This is a genomic window from Tateyamaria sp. GN1-10, from assembly GCF_055693845.1.
On record NZ_JBVFUR010000004.1, the window covers coordinates 792,771 to 807,809 of the forward strand.

The 15,039-nt window shown below is 60.7% G+C and carries 12 protein-coding genes and 1 pseudogene; 6 read left to right on the top strand and 7 right to left on the bottom strand.

What is annotated here, in order from left to right:
* Positions 1 to 3: 3 nt before the first annotated feature.
* Both ACZ1HN_RS05675 and ACZ1HN_RS05680 read right to left on the bottom strand, forming a co-directional pair.
* Positions 4 to 702, bottom strand: a complete 699-nt coding sequence (locus ACZ1HN_RS05675) for a hypothetical protein (RefSeq protein ID WP_472726790.1) — start codon at positions 700 to 702, stop codon at positions 4 to 6.
* Complete coding sequence (locus tag ACZ1HN_RS05680) at positions 689 to 2,083, bottom strand: MORN repeat-containing protein (protein ID WP_472726791.1); 1,395 nt, start codon at positions 2,081 to 2,083, stop codon at positions 689 to 691. The genes ACZ1HN_RS05675 and ACZ1HN_RS05680 overlap by 14 nt, the downstream gene beginning before the upstream one ends.
* Before the next feature lie 222 nt (positions 2,084 to 2,305).
* On the opposite strand from ACZ1HN_RS05680, the gene ACZ1HN_RS05685 reads away from it, so the two are divergent.
* The 3 genes from ACZ1HN_RS05685 to ACZ1HN_RS05695 all read left to right on the top strand — a co-directional run bounded on the left by ACZ1HN_RS05685 (position 2,306) and on the right by ACZ1HN_RS05695 (position 5,990).
* Complete coding sequence (locus ACZ1HN_RS05685) at positions 2,306 to 3,964, top strand: NAD+ synthase (RefSeq protein WP_472726792.1); 1,659 nt, start codon at positions 2,306 to 2,308, stop codon at positions 3,962 to 3,964.
* Between the two features lie 101 nt (positions 3,965 to 4,065).
* On the top strand, positions 4,066 to 5,097 hold the full coding sequence (locus tag ACZ1HN_RS05690; protein WP_472726793.1) for a Hint domain-containing protein: 1,032 nt from the start codon (positions 4,066 to 4,068) through the stop codon (positions 5,095 to 5,097).
* A gap of 83 nt (positions 5,098 to 5,180) precedes the next feature.
* Complete coding sequence (locus ACZ1HN_RS05695) at positions 5,181 to 5,990, top strand: CE1 family esterase (protein ID WP_472726794.1); 810 nt, start codon at positions 5,181 to 5,183, stop codon at positions 5,988 to 5,990.
* Between the two features lie 67 nt (positions 5,991 to 6,057).
* Here ACZ1HN_RS05695 and ACZ1HN_RS05700 read toward each other — a convergent pair whose 3' ends face one another.
* Positions 6,058 to 6,987: an MBL fold metallo-hydrolase gene (locus tag ACZ1HN_RS05700; RefSeq protein WP_472726795.1), complete on the bottom strand. Its 930-nt coding sequence runs from the start codon at positions 6,985 to 6,987 to the stop codon at positions 6,058 to 6,060.
* 100 nt (positions 6,988 to 7,087) lie between these two features.
* Between ACZ1HN_RS05700 and ACZ1HN_RS05705 the strand changes: the two genes are divergently transcribed.
* The 3 genes from ACZ1HN_RS05705 (at position 7,088) to ACZ1HN_RS05715 (ending at position 10,364) form a co-directional block, all read left to right on the top strand.
* Positions 7,088 to 7,543, top strand: coding sequence for a DUF1801 domain-containing protein (locus tag ACZ1HN_RS05705; protein WP_472726796.1), 456 nt, complete (start codon positions 7,088 to 7,090; stop codon positions 7,541 to 7,543).
* Between the two features lie 31 nt (positions 7,544 to 7,574).
* On the top strand, positions 7,575 to 8,900 hold the full coding sequence (gene gltX, locus ACZ1HN_RS05710) for a glutamate--tRNA ligase (protein WP_472726797.1): 1,326 nt from the start codon (positions 7,575 to 7,577) through the stop codon (positions 8,898 to 8,900).
* 72 nt (positions 8,901 to 8,972) lie between these two features.
* Entirely contained in the window at positions 8,973 to 10,364 is a 1,392-nt protein-coding gene (locus tag ACZ1HN_RS05715) for an MATE family efflux transporter (RefSeq protein WP_472726798.1), read from the top strand.
* Here ACZ1HN_RS05715 and ACZ1HN_RS05720 read toward each other — a convergent pair.
* The 4 genes and pseudogenes from ACZ1HN_RS05720 to ACZ1HN_RS05735 form a co-directional block, all read right to left on the bottom strand.
* The gene (locus ACZ1HN_RS05720; protein ID WP_472726799.1) at positions 10,344 to 10,883 is read right to left on the bottom strand and encodes a gamma-glutamylcyclotransferase family protein; all 540 of its coding nucleotides are present in this window, start codon (positions 10,881 to 10,883) and stop codon (positions 10,344 to 10,346) included. The genes ACZ1HN_RS05715 and ACZ1HN_RS05720 overlap by 21 nt on opposite strands.
* Positions 10,880 to 11,749 carry an inositol monophosphatase family protein gene (locus tag ACZ1HN_RS05725; protein ID WP_472726800.1) on the bottom strand — a complete coding sequence of 290 codons (870 nt, stop codon included), beginning with the start codon at positions 11,747 to 11,749 and terminating at the stop codon, positions 10,880 to 10,882. Before ACZ1HN_RS05725 ends, ACZ1HN_RS05720 begins: the two co-directional genes overlap by 4 nt.
* A 67-nt stretch (positions 11,750 to 11,816) precedes the next feature.
* Complete coding sequence (locus tag ACZ1HN_RS05730; RefSeq protein ID WP_472726801.1) at positions 11,817 to 14,345, bottom strand: ABC transporter permease; 2,529 nt, start codon at positions 14,343 to 14,345, stop codon at positions 11,817 to 11,819.
* Positions 14,342 to 15,033 (bottom strand): annotated as a pseudogene (locus tag ACZ1HN_RS05735) (ABC transporter ATP-binding protein). The gene ACZ1HN_RS05730 and the pseudogene ACZ1HN_RS05735 overlap by 4 nt, the downstream one beginning before the upstream one ends.
* Positions 15,034 to 15,039: the final 6 nt, after the last annotated feature.

Genomic DNA, 15,039 nt, shown 5'->3' on the forward strand with positions numbered 1-15,039 from the left:
GCGCTAGTCCTTGTCCGCGACGCAGGTGTCGAAGCCGTCGATGTCGCGGTCCTGACTGATCTTGTCCGAACAGGCCGTGACTTTTTGCACGCAGGTCACATCCAGTTTCGGGAACTGACATGTGGTCATGGCCGCCAGCAGCGCCTGGGCAGCTGCGTCTTCCCACTCATCGCCCGCTGAGGCGCCTTCGATGGTGATGCCTATGGCTTGGGCAATGGGCGTACCGGAGGCGGCCATGGACCATGTTGCGGCATGTTCACCGCCGTCCTTCAGCGTGAATGTTGCACTGATGCTGGGCGCTTCGATCATGTCGTGCAGCGTACCGAACGCAGGCGCCGTCCCCTCGCCATGCCAAAGGCGATTGCGCAAGGCGCGTCCCGTGCTGGCCGCAAATTCAACCACCCGGCCCTGTTCCGTGCGGGCTTCGATCACCTTGGTGTCGAACCCTTCGGGTGTGAGTGTCGCCACCTGTCCTTCATCGGCGATGTCACCTTTGCCATCGGGCAAGGTGAAAAGGGCATAAACCCGTCCGGCGGGGTTCCGATAAAGATGCAAGGTGGTGCCATCGTCAGCGGCGGTCACAGCCGCCTTGGTGTCGAACCCGTTGATCGGGTCAGTCCATGTCTCAACGAAAGTCCACTCTGCCGACACGGGGGTGCCAAGCAGGCAAAGGGCGATACAGCCAGCCTTAGCTGTCCTCATTCAGCGCACCACTTTCCCATTCGCCAGTGGCTTCTTCGCCTGTGGCGTACCGCATGGTGCCGGTGCCCTGACGTTTGCCGTTCTTGAACGTCCCTTCGTACACATCGCCGCTGGCATAGGTCGCAACGCCCTGACCGTTGATTTCACCCTGTTGCCATTCGCCTTCGTAGGAGAAGCCCGAGGCCATCACGATCTTGCCGGTGCCGTGGCGCTGACCATCCTGAAACTGGCCGGTATATACAGTGCCATCAGGATACGTGGCCGTGCCTGTGCCCTGCCGCTTGCCGTCCACCCATTCGCCTTCATAGCGGTAGCCGTCGGCATAGGTCATCACGCCGGTGCCGTGGTTGCGCGCGTTCTTGAACCCGCCTTCATACGTGATGCCATTGGCATAGGTAATCTTGCCCTGACCTTCGATCACACCGGCAATCCAGTCCCCTTCGAACACCGAGCCGTCCGTATAGCTGATCTTACCCTTGCCCTGCGGCAGATCGTCGGCAAACTGGCCTTCGTAGACAGAGCCATCCGGATAAGTGACGCGCCCAGTTCCCTCAATCTGCCCCTCGGCCCATTGGCCGATATAGGTGTAGCCGTCATTGCCGATGAATGTGCCCTGACCATGGCGGCGGTCATCGTTGAATTGACCATCGTAGACATCGCCATTGGCATAGGTCACGCGCCCCTTGCCGGCGCGTTTGCCCGACACAAGGTCGCCTTCGTAGACATCTCCGTTGGGCTGGGTCAGCGTGCCGACACCGTCAATCTGCCCATCGGCCCAAAGACCGACATAAACCAGACCGTCGGGCGTGGTCAGCTTGCCCTCGCCCTGACGTTTGCCAGCTTCGATCTGGCCATCATAGACGGACCCATCGGGGTAGGTGATGACCCCCATCCCCTGCTTGATCCCGTCGATCCAATCGCCCTTGTATTCATAGCCACCGGGTGATTGCATGACGCCTTTGCCGTGGTGCTTGGCGTTGCGGAAGGTGCCTTCATAGCGGACGCCGTTGGCGTAGAGGGCCACACCGTCACCAACAATCGCGCCGGTTTGCCATTCACCTTCATAGGTGCCGCCATCGGCAAAGGTGATCTTGCCAAACCCTTCGGGCTTGCCTTTGGCAAATGTGCCTTCGTAGATCGAGCCGTTGGGGAACCGTGCGGTGCCTTCGCCCTTGATCTCTCCGTCCACCCATTCACCGGAATACTCGTAGCCGTTGGGCAGCCGGTAGGTGCCTTGACCATGCTGGAGGCCGCCGCGGAATGTGCCCTCGTACACGCCGCCATCGTCGTATTGCTTGGTCAGCACTGTGCCTGATTGGGCCAGCACCGCGCCGGGCAAAAGGCATAGGCAGAAGATCAGACCGCGTACGGGCGTGGACATGGCTCACCTCTCAGATTCGTTGGCTTGCCCCGTGAGAGGCAAGCGCCGTGAGGGTAAGACAGGGGCGCGCAAGGGGCAATGGGCTTAAGGCTCTGCGCCCGTGCTTCGCGTGCAGAGAGAAAATTCTGCGAATTTTCTTGGCCGCTTGGCCGCGATGTCGCGCATGGGTTCCCTCTGTCCTGCTTTCTGCTACATCAGCCAAGACGTTGAAGGAGCGCCAAGATGGCCGACACATTCCGTATCACACTGGGACAGTTGAACCCGATTGTCGGGGACATTCCCGGCAATGCGGCCAAGGCACGTGCCACATGGGAGGCGGGCCGCGACGCAGGTGCCGATCTGGTCGCTTTGCCGGAGATGTTCATAGCGGGCTACAATGCGCAGGACCTTGTGATGAAGCCTGTCTTTCACACGGCGGCGATGGCGGCGGTCGAGGCCTTGGCGACAGACTGTGCTGATGGACCGGCCTTGGCCATTGGCTGTCCGTGGACCGAAGGGACGGAGTTATACAACGCCTATCTCATCTGTCGCGGGGGCAAGATCGTCAGCCGTTTGCTCAAGCACAACCTGCCGAATGAGACGGTCTTTGATGAAGTGCGCGTCTTTGATGCTGGACCTTTGGGTGGTCCCTATTCCGTCGGAAACACACGTGTCGGCAGCCCGATCTGCGAGGATGCCTGGCACCCCGAAGTGGCTGAAACCTTGCAGGAGACAGGCGCCGAGTTTCTGCTGGTGCCCAACGGGTCGCCTTACTATCGCGGCAAATATGAAACACGACTGAATCACATGGTATCGCGCGTGGTCGAGACGGGTTTGCCGCTGATCTACCTTAACATGGTGGGTGGTCAGGATGATCAGGTGTTCGATGGTGGCAGTTTCGCGCTGAACCCTGGTGGAGCGCTGGCGGTGCAACTGCCTGTTTATGACGAGATGGTTGCGCATGTTGACCTTGAGCGCGGTCCGGAAGGCTGGCGTGTTCAGACCGGTGAAATTGCCACCCACCCGGATGAGTGGGAGCAGGATTACCGGGTCATGGTCACCTCCCTTAGGGATTATTGCGGCAAGACCGGGTTCAAGAAGGTGTTGTTGGGTATGTCAGGTGGTGTGGATTCTGCGCTGGTGGCCACCATTGCCGCCGATGCGTTGGGGCCGGAGAATGTGCGGTGCGTGATGCTGCCTTCGGAATACACGTCGCCTCATAGCCTGGAGGATGCGGAGGCCTGCGCCAAGGCGTTGGGGTGCCACTATGATTATGTACCGATCGCGGAGACCCGTGCCGCGGTGACGTCGACCCTTGCCCCCTTGTTTGAGGGGCTGGAGGAAGGGCTGACCGAGGAAAACGTTCAGAGCCGCATTCGGGGCCTGTTGCTGATGGCCCTGTCCAACAAGTTTGGCGAGATGCTGTTGACCACCGGCAACAAGTCCGAAGTGGCCGTGGGCTATGCCACGATCTATGGCGACATGGCGGGCGGCTACAACCCGATCAAGGACCTGTACAAGACCCGCGTGTTCGAGACGTGCCGCTGGCGCAATGCCAACCACCGGGACTGGATGATGGGCGCTGTGGGCGAGGTGATCCCGGATCGCATCATCACCAAACCACCGAGTGCCGAGCTGCGTGAGGATCAGAAGGACAGCGACAGCCTGCCGGACTACCCGGATCTGGATCGGTTGTTGGATATTCTGGTGGATCAGGACGGATCGATTGCGGATTGCGTGGCTGCTGGTTTCGAGGCGGATGTTGCACGCAAGGTGGAGCGGTTGATTTACCTCAGCGAATACAAACGCTTCCAATCCGCGCCCGGTGCGCGCCTGACAAAGCGGGCGTTCTGGCTTGATCGTCGCTATCCCATCGTGAACCGCTGGCGCGATCCCAGCTGATTTTGCGCGAATTGTTGGCAGAATTCGCTTTGAAAGGCCGACTGATTTAACGCAACCGAAGCACCAAATGGGTTTTGGTGCGCGCGAAAGGATCGCGCGCGATGTCGTTTACATTCTATGCCGAAGACAATGAGTTTGCCGCTTCAACCGGCAGCAACGTGAACGCTGGTGGCGACACAAGCACGTTCGACTATCCGCCGACGTCCACAAAGAACTTGATCATCACATCCCACGCGGATGACGACGAACCGCGTCTGTTCGAAGTAGGCGAAACCTATTCCATTTCCTTTGGTGGAAATGGGGGCACTACGCTTGAAGATGCGACCGTGATCCGAAGTGATACGCTTTATGAAAACGAGGGTGCGGTCGTTTTTGAGGGTACAAACCCGCAAGGTGAAACCGTGCAGGTGGTTTGGTCGCCGAATTTTGATCTTGAAGAGTGGTACTTCGATAATTTCAGTGGGGGGCAATCACCCGGTTTCTACACCTATGATCGTGTCGATGGAGACTATGGATTTGCGTGCTTTGTCAGCGGGACACTGATTGACACGGTAAGCGGCCCGAAGCCCGTGGAACAGATCGTGCCTGGCGATCTGGTGCCGACCAAGGATGGCAATGTGGAACCCGTTCTGTGGGTGGCCAGGTCGACGGTGCCCGGGCTGGGCCGCGCCGCGCCGGTTACGCTGGACAAAGGTGTCTTGGACGCGCGGTCGCCGGTCGTCGTGTCGCCGCAGCACCGCGTGCTGATCAGTGATCCGCGATGTGAGGCGCATTTCGGTGTGCCAGAGGTCTTTGTCGCCGCTGGTCACCTTGTGGATGGACAGCGCGTGCGTCGGGACAGCCTCAAGCTTGTTACCTATCACCATCTGCTGTTCGAGGCGCACGAGGTGATCTGTTCAGACGGTCTGCACAGTGAAAGCCTGCTTCTAGGCGAGGATATGCGCGGTGTGATGTCCAAATCAGCGTATAAGCAGTTTGAGAATGACTTTGGCGGTCGCTTTCCCACGCGTCGGGCGCAGGTCATGGCCCGCCACGCTCTACGGAAGCGTGATGCGCCGCTGATACGGCAGTGGCTTGGCCTGCAACCAAGTGATTCAACGGCCCAACCGCCCAGCTTTTTCTATGCAGCCTGAACTTGCCAACACGCGCATGTGAATTGTGCAATCGGTTCGGCTTGCCATTGTGGCAACGATAGTCACCGATTGGAGTATTTGCAGTGTTCTACCGTCTTTCGGTCTTGTTTCTGGCGTTGCTGGGCGCACCCTCTGCATTGGCCTGTGGTCCCGATACAGATTGCCTCTTGGGCGACCGATATTATCGCATAGCAATGCCCGAGGATCATGATGGCGCGACCCCCGTGGGCGCCATCATCTTTGCTCACGGCTATCGTGGGTCGGCGCAGGGTGTCATGCGCAACATGAACATGCGCCGCATGGTTTCTGACATGGGGCTCGCCCTGATCGCGGTGAAGTCGGCGGGACCGGATTGGGACATCCCGGGTGTTCCCAGCGCCATGGACAGCACGGGCGCGGCTGAGATGGCTTATTTCGAGGAGGTGGTGGCAGACGCGACAGCGCGTTTTGCCGTCGATCCGCAGCGCATCATGATGTCCGGGTTCTCTGCGGGGGGCATGGTGACGTGGGAGCTGGCCTGCAACCGCCCTGATCTGTTTGCGGGTTTTGCACCGGTGTCAGGCACGTTCTGGCAAGGTCCACCTGAAAGCTGCGCTGCACCGGCGAGCGTGATCCACATCCACGGCACCGAAGATCGGACTGTCCCCTTGTCCGGGCGTGAGATCGCGGAAACAAAGCAGGGTGACGTGGCCGAGGTTCTTGGCATGTACCGTGCCGATGGCGATTTCGGCGTGATAGAGACTGGGGACGCCCTGAACGATCTGACATGTGAGCGTCAGTCCAATGTCGATGGAAATGTGCTGGAGTTCTGCACTTTTCCTGGCGGTCATTCCTTTCGGCGGAGTTTTCTGAGCTATGCCTGGGATCGCCTGAGTGTTGCCGGAAAAGTGTAAGGCGGACCTGCTGGTCCGCCTCTAACTGGCAAAATCTGTAAGGCGGAGGTGTCCTCCGCCCCGCGGATCAAAGCATCAGCTGGTAGCTGTGTGCCTCATACCGGTAACCACCTTCGCCATTGCTGACCACATAGCCGATGCCGGGCCATGGCATGTGATAGCCGATGAACGCCGTTCGGTCCGTCGCCATCATGTCCAAAAGCTGCTTGCGTGTAGCTGCTGCTGCCTCTTTGTCCATGTCGAACCGGACTTCCCAGTCCGGATGCGCCAGCGACCAGACATAGTGGTTGGCAAAGTCTGCACCGATGACCAGCTGTGTGCCTCCATCTTCGACCATATAGACCATGTGCCCTGGCGTGTGCCCAAAGGCGGCCATCGCCGTGATGCCGGACGCAGCCGAGCCACCGTCATCCAGCATGGTCATCTGCTCAGCGAGCGGTGCGACCTTGCCATCGAAATTTTCGTTTCCGGTGCCGGACCACGCGCCGAATTCGACCGCGCCCGTCATGTAGGCTGCATTGGCGAAGGTCGGTGTGCCGTCTGTCGAAAGGCCGCCGATATGGTCACCGTGCATGTGTGTGATGACCACCTTGTCGATCTGGTCGGCGGTGTAACCTGCCGCCTCGATCGCGGCGACGGTGCCTGCGCCGGAAAGGCCGGTGTCGAACAAGACCAGTTCGGACCCGTTGTTGACCAGGGTCGGCGTGAAGAAGAATTGCGCTGCGGCCGTAGACAGTCCGGCTTCGGCCGAGACGCCGTTGAATGTTTCCTCATCAACGTTCAGACCAAAGATCTGGTGCGGCCCTTCGACTGAACGGGTGCCGGCGAGCAATGTGGTCACTTCGAAACTACCGACTTTCACGCGGCGAAACGGGGCTTGTGCCACGCCCAGCATGGGGGCTGCAGCACGCGATTGCGTGGCTGTGGCTGCTGCAAGGGGCAGAGCTGCTGCGCCCATCAGGGCAGTACGGCGGTTGAGTTTGGGGGATTGGGACATGGCTGTTATCCTTCCTGTCAGACATCCTTAACATAGCGCGTGTCCTGCATTGTCACGCGTCACAACGCAGAGTGGCCTGTTCATTTTTGCGAGAGGTGCCATGGCTGAGGCAAAGACAAAGGTCCTGAATGTCGATTTCCCCGGGTGGGTGGCTGAGATCCCTACCGAGGCCCGACGGGCTGAGGCCCAGCAATTGGACGATCTGTTTCGTCGTGTCACCGGCTTTGAGCCGCAAGTCTGGACCGGCGGGATCGTTGGCTACGGTGCCTATGATTACACGTATGCGTCCGGTCGGTCAGGGACGTGGATGGCCACGGGATTTGCACCACGCAAGGCCAAGCTCAGCATTTACATCATGCCGGGTTACACGGATTTCGGGCACATCCTCGAACGGCTCGGCCCGCACACCAAAGGCAAGTCCTGTTTGTACATCACGCGATTGGAACGCGTCGACCTGGACGTTTTGGCTGAGTTGATTGCCGCCGGGCTGCGCGATCTTGCGACCCGCTGGCCGGTGCGGCCATGGGCGGAACTGGACAACGCACGGCCCCTGTGACAAGGCAAGCCACAAGAGTCCGGAGATCGCCATGACCACCACCCGTTTTGCCCCGTCCCCCACCGGTTACCTGCATATCGGCAACCTGCGGACGGCATTGATGAACTACCTGATTGCCCGCAAGGCGGGTGGAACGTTCATCTTGCGTATCGACGACACCGACCCGGAGCGGTCGAAAGAAGAATATGTCGATGGCATCAAACAGGACATGGAGTGGCTGGGCCTGCATTGGGACCGGATTGAGCGGCAATCGGAGCGACTGGACCGCTATGCCGCCGCCGCTGACAAGCTGCGCGAGATCGGGCGGTTCTATGAGGCGTTCGAGACGCCGACCGAACTGGATCTGAAACGCAAGAAACAGCTCAACATGGGCAAGCCGCCGGTTTACGACCGGGCAGCGCTGTCCCTGAGTGACGATGAAAAGGCCGCTCTGCGGGCCGAGCGCGGTCAAGGCGTTTGGCGGTTCAAGCTGGATCACGAACGCATCGAGTGGACCGATGGGATCATTGGTGATGTCAGCATTGATGCGGCGAGTGTCTCTGACCCGGTTCTGATCCGTGGTGACGGGCAGGTGTTGTACACCATCGCTTCGGTCGTGGACGACACCGAGATGGGCGTGACGGACGTGGTGCGCGGCTCGGACCACGTGACGAATACGGCGACGCAGATCCAGATCATCGAGGCGCTGGGCGGCACGGCACCACGCTTTGCGCATCATTCACTTTTGACCGGACCGCAGGGCGAGGCGCTGTCGAAGCGTTTGGGCACGTTGGCTCTGCGCGATTTGCGTGCCAATGGCGTCGAACCGATGGCCGTGCTGAGCCTTTTGGCCCGCCTGGGGTCATCTGATCCGGTTGAGTTGCGCACGAATATGGAAAGCCTGATCGACGGGTTTGATGTCAGTCGGTTTGGTACTGCGCCGACGAAGTTCGACGTTGCCGATATTGACCCGCTGACCAGCCGCTACTTGCAGAGCCTTTCGGTCGAGGCGGTACAGGGCGATCTGGATGCTGCGGGTGTACCTGCCGATCAGCAAGAGGCGTTTTGGTCCGTGATCCGGGAGAACATTGCGACGCGCGCAGATATTGCCACGTGGTGGGCATTATGCCGTGATGGGGCGGATCCCGTGATCGAAGATGAAGACAAGGATTTCGTGGCCGAGGCGATGACCTTGCTGCCCGAAGGCCCCTTTGACGGTGACACATGGGGCGCATGGACCGGTGCGGTCAAAGCTGCGACTGGCCGCAAGGGGCGTGGCCTGTTCATGCCGTTGCGTCTGGCCTTGACCGGGCAGCGGCACGGGCCCGACATGGGATCGCTCATGCCACTTTTGCAGGTTGTGAAGGCCCGCGCATGATCCCGGCGGAGGGCGCTTTTGGACAGCGGCCCTCCGGGGGAAGTTTACTTGGCAAGATGAAGCAAGCGGCAAGTGGCTGAGGCGCAGGCAAAATTCCTGTCCGGGTCGCTTCTGCGCCATGTGACGGTGATGTCGCTGACCTCGACCATCGGGTTGATGGCGGTCTTTCTGGTCGATTTCATCGATATGGTTTTCATCTCGATGCTGGGCAAGGCCGAGTTGGCGGCGGCGGTTGGCTATGCCGGGTCGATCCTGTTCTTTACCACATCGTTTTCAATTGGCATGGCCATTGCTGTCGGTGCGCTTGTCGCACGCGATCTTGGGGCGGGAGACGAAGCCCGAGCGCGGACCCGCAGCGCGCATGGGCTGGCTTATGGTATCGGCTTTGGCGTGCTGTTTTCGGCATTTGTCTGGTGGAACATTCCAACTTTCGTGGCTTGGATCGGCGCAGAAGGTGAAACTGCCCTCCTTGCGCAAGGGTATCTTCAGATCATTGTTCCGTCCCTGCCGTTTCTTGTGGTGGGTATGATGGGCAGTGGCATTCTGCGGGCCTATGGAGATGCGCGGCGGGCCATGATGGCAACCATTTGGGGCGGCGGCGTGAACGCCGTTCTGGATCCGATCCTGATTTTTGGGCTGGGGCTGGACCTAACCGGAGCGGCACTTGCATCGGTCGCGGCGCGCGTTGCCATCGGAACAGCGGCATTGCTGCCCATCTTGCGCTATCATGATGGTCTGCCGCGCCCTGATCTGCGCGGGATGGTCAGCGATCTGCGTCCGTTGGTCACCATTGGTTTCCCGGCGATCCTGACACAGTTTGCAACGCCAGTCGGTCAGGCCATCGTGACGCGTTCAATGGCACAGTACGGGTTGGAGGCCGTGGCGGGCATGGCCATCGTGGGGCGTCTGATGCCGCTGTCCTTTGCCGTGATTTTTGCCTTGTCGGGGGCGGTTGGCCCCATCCTTGGTCAGAACTTTGGCGCCGGGCGGCATGACCGGGTCCGGTCTGGTTTCAATGCCGCGCTGATTTTTGCCGGGCTTGTGATTTTCGTGATCGCTGGAGCCCTATTCGTTTTGCGGGGTCCGATTTCCGATCTTTTCGATGCGACCGGCGTAACCCGAGATCTGGTGTTCCTGTTTTGCGGACCGCTCGCGCTGCTGTTCTTTTTCAATGGCGTGCTGTTCGTGGCCAATGCCGCGTTCAACAATCTCGGGCACCCGTTCTATTCGACATGGATGAATTGGGGCCGCAATACTGTTGCCATGATTCCACTGGTATGGCTTGGCGCGCACTTGTTCGGTGCCCCAGGCGTGTTGATCGGGCAGGCGCTGGCAGGCGTGGTCTTTGGCAGCATCGCATGGGTCTTGGCCCTGCGCGTGATCGCGGCGGATGGTGGTGCGGTGACACGCGACAGCTTTGAGCGCGAGGGGCGGCTTCTGTCCCTATTGAACCTGCGTAAGTAGCCTGTCTGTCAGAGCGCGTTCCGCTTTTGTAAGCTGTTGCGCGCGCGGATAGAGCGGTGCGGCCCTGTCGTCATACACAGGCGTGTTCCAGCCATCGGTGGTGGCAAAGAAATGCTCTGCGCCTGCCTCTCCGAATTCGCGGCGGAAGCCTTGCACCACGACGTCCAGGTAGCTCAGCAGGATGTGATGATCTCCGCCCTCGTGTTGGGCATCGGTCGGCACCTGGTATACGGCGATGTCGCTCGCTCCGGCCTGATGCTGCACGGCATGGGTCGCGTCGACCCGGTCATAACCGGTTTCACGCAGATCCAGCGCCGCCCAATCTGCGCCGGGAACAGAAGCGATCAACCCTTTGATGCTGTGGCCTTCTGCCGGACGCGCGGACAGAAAAACAACGTCACGCAGCGCCGTCCGCACCCAGACACGGCGCCAGCCCTTGAGTGTCGCGTGCTGCGCTTGTGGGTAGTTATGGGTGGCACGGTTGACGAGGCTGCCATAGCCAAAAAACCAGGGTGTCATGTGTCAGACATCAAGTCGGCAAAATGTGCTGCCACAACGCCCCACACTTCCGGTGACGAGGCGGCAAGCAGATACCCCGTCTTGACGGTCGCGTTATAGTCCGATCCGTCAAGCATGGCCGCTTTGCCGTCTGCTTGCTGGCAGATCAAAGCGCCTGCGGCATGGTCCCAGCTGTTGAGGTGGCCGGATAGGACAAAATCCACCGCCCCTGTTGCAAGAAGGCGATATTCGTGGGCTGAACAGCGCAAGCTGCCGATAAAGGCGAGTGCGCCCACCTTGGTCCACATCAGCGCCCGATCTGCTGGCGGCATCAGGCGGATATGAGCATAGCCTGCAAGTTGGTCCAGCGGTTTGGGCTGCGCCGTCTCGATGCCGCGCAAGCGCCCGGTTTGTGTTTGCCAGACAGCGGGGGAGGTGTTGTCGGCCATGATAAGATCGTCTCCCACGGGGTCATAGATCAAACCGAATACGGGTTGGCCAAATCGGCAAACGGCCACCATCGTGCCGAAGAGCGGCATGTTCTTGGCAAAGTTCCAGGTGCCGTCCACTGGGTCGATGATAAAGCACAGCTCGGCCTCGCCGACACCGTCAAGCAGATCGGGTTTGCGCGACACCGCCTCCTCGCCGATCACCAACGCGTGAGGGAACGCCATTTGCAGACCCCTAGTGATCATGGCTTCGGCGGCGATGTCGGCCTGGGTCACAAGATCAGTTTCGTCCCGTTTGGTCTCGATCTCACCAGCATCCAGGCGGCGGAAGCGCGGCAGGATCTCGGCCCGGGCGGCCCGTCGGATCAGGTTGATGATCTGTGTTTTCTGGGCCTGCGACAGGGGGGCGGTCACGGGCATGGGCAACTGATCGGTCATGACAACATCCTCGATTCCAATATTTGACGCGGGTGTGCCACGCTTGGTCGCAGCGCCGCAACGCGACTTATTCCCGGCCCCGCAATACCTGCGCTGGTCGCGCCGCGAGGGGACCCCAGGCAAAGGCAAGACCTGCAATCAGCGTGGCCGAAACTCCACCGATCACGATGGCAAAGGCGGACGGCCAAATCACCGTGAAATCGGTTTCCATCACGTAGGTGCTGACAGCCCAACCACCCGCGATCCCGGCAGCAAAGGCGACCGCGCCAGCACCAAGGCCCAAGAGCGCTGCCCGGGTGGCAAAGCTGAGCAGGATGCGTTGGCGTGTCGCGCCTAGTGTCTTGAGAACTGCCGCTTCATAGGTGCGGGCCTGCGTGCCTGCCGCCGCCGCACCGATCAGGACCAGAAAGCCGGTCAGAAGCGTTGCCGCCGCGCCATAGGACGTTGCCGCAGCGAGGCCCGAGAGCACCTCGCTCACCCGGTCGATGGCGTCCCTTACCCGGATGGCTGTCACGTTCGGATAGGCGTTTGCAATGTCGCGTAGAATCTGGGTTTCCGCCTGATCCTCGGCATAGACGGTCGAGATGAAAGTGTGCGGTGCGCCCTGCAAGGCGGATGGGTTCATCGACAGGATAAAGCCAATGCCTGCGGTGGAAAAGTCGACCTCGCGGAACGACGTGACGGTGCCGGCGATGTCGCGGCCCAGAATGTTGATGGTCATACTGTCACCGATGGACAGCCCCATTTCTTCCGCCTCTTCCGCGGCAAAGCTGATCTGTGGTGTGCCCGAATACCCTTCGGGCCACCATTCACCATCCGTGATCCGCGTGTTTTTCGAAGGTGTTTCGGAATAGGTGATGCCCCGATCGCCCGACAGAACCCAGTGATCGCCTGCGACGTCTGCAGCGCGCTGACCGTTGATTTGCGTGATGATCCCGCGCAGCATCGGGGCACTTTCGATACGGCTGACGGCTGGGTCATTTTCCAGCCGCTCAGTGTAGCCCTGCATCTGGTCGCGCTGGATGTCGACGAAGAAATAGCTGGGCGCCACGTCAGGCAGGTTGCCCGTGATCGCGTTGCGCAAGTTGCCATCGATCTGCCCCACGGCTGCAAGGACCGACAGGCCTAGGCCAAGGGACAAGACCACTGATGCCGCCCCTTCGCGCGTGCCCGAGATAGCCCCGAGCGCCCACCGCAGAGCCGGGCGCCCCTTGGCCCGTGGTGCCATCTTTCGCGACAACCAGCGGATCAGTGTCGCAGCAAGGGCGAGCAGGCAAAGCGCAAATGCGATCCCGCCTGCCGTCCACAATGTCAGCCTCCATGTCCCGGAAAACACACCGGCGATGCCAATCAGCGCGCCAAGTCCAAGGCCGATCCAGAGCAGATAGTTTGGACGGGGAAGCAGCCGCGCCTTGTCCAGTGCATCCCTGAACAGGGTGGCGGCCCGCACATCCTCGGCCCGGGCCAGCGGCCACAGGGTGAACACAAAGGCGGTCAACAGCCCGTAGATCGCTGCTTCGAAAAGTGGGGTTGGATAGATCGTGAAACTGGCCGGGATGGGAAGGCGGGCCTCAATGATCGGCGCCAGAGCGACCGGGACGATGGCGCCCAGAGCAAGGCCAATGATGATGCCCAACAGGGACAGCACGCCAATTTGCAAGAAGTAGGTTTGAAAGATGACCCGACGCTCGGCCCCCAGCGTCCGCAAGGTCGCAATGACAGAGGTTTTACCAGCGAGGTAGGCACGCACAGCCGCCGATACACCGACCCCACCCACGGCGAGACCGGAGAGGCCGACCAGAACAAGGAACGCGCCCAAGCGGTCAACGAACTCGGCCACACCGGGCGCGCCGTTGCGTGCGTCTGTCCACCGCATGCCAGTGGCTTCGAACTGATTACGTGCCTGTGCTTCCAACGTGGCAAGGCCCGTGCCGTCGGGCAGGTCCAGCCGGTACTTGGAATTGAACAACGTGCCCGGAGCGAGGAGTTGGGCATTCTCAAGCGCGCTGCGCAGCACGATGGTGCGTGGCCCAAGGCCAAAACCACCTGCTGCGCTGTCGGGTTCGCGCGCGAGCGTCGCCATCAGCACGAAATCCTGTGTGCCAAGACGGAATGTATCGCCGATGACCAAGCCCAGTCGGTCGATCAGGGCATTTTCCATCACCGCACCCGGTAGGCCATCTACGCCCGCAAGCGCGTCCCGCAGTTGCATGTGGGGGGTCAACTCCACTGCGCCGACAAGGGGATAGGCGCCATCGACCGCCTTGATCTGCGTCAGCCCGCGCTCCGTTTCCCCATTTCGATCAACCACGGCCATGGACCGGAAATCAGCAATCTCCGATACGGTGTCAGCGACCTCTTCCATCCATGCGCGTTCAGCGTCAGTGGCAAAGCGATAGGTGAAATCCAGTTCGGCATCGCCACCCAGCAGTGCTGCACCTTCCCGCTCCAGACCGGCCTCAATGGCCGAGCGGACCGAGCCAACCGCCGCGATGGCAGCAACACCAAGGGCAAGACACGCCAGAAAAATGCGAAAACCGCGCAGGCCCCCGCGCAATTCGCGGCGGGCAAAGCGGGCAGATGTTGCGATGCTCATTCAGCGGCAGCCTTCACCGGCCCTTCGATCCGGCCATCTGCCAGTCGGATCACGCGGTCGCAGCGGGCAGCAAGGTCGGGCGCGTGGGTGACAAGCACCAGTGTCGCTCCGTGCCGGTCGCGCAGGGCAAAGAGGAGATCCATGATTGCCTGCCCATTGGCGCCATCGAGGTTTCCGGTGGGTTCATCCGCAAGCAGAATCTCGGGCCGTGTTACGAGGGCGCGGGCCAGCGCCACCCGCTGCTGCTCTCCCCCGACATCTGGCTTGGGTAGTGACCGCCGCGGTGCCCGAGGCCGACTGCATCAAGCTCGGCTTCGGCCCTGTCGAACGCATCACGCGCCCCCGCAAGCTCAAGGGGTGTCGCCACGTTTTCGAGGGCGGTCATGGTAGGGATCAGGTGAAAGCTTTGAAACACCACCCCCATATGGCCGCGGCGAAAGCGGGCGAGCGCGTCTTCGTTCATGTTGGTCAAGTCTTGGCCGAGCGCGGTGATTGTGCCGCCTGTCGCCCGCTCCAATCCACCCATCACCATGAGCAAGGAGGACTTGCCCGACCCTGATGGACCCACCAGTCCGACGGTCTCGCCTTTTGCGATGTCCAGTGTGATGCCGTGCAGGATATCCACCCGCCCGGCATTGCCATCGAGGCTGAGTGCTGCATTTTTAAGTGAAAGGGCTGGATCGGGCATGCTCGG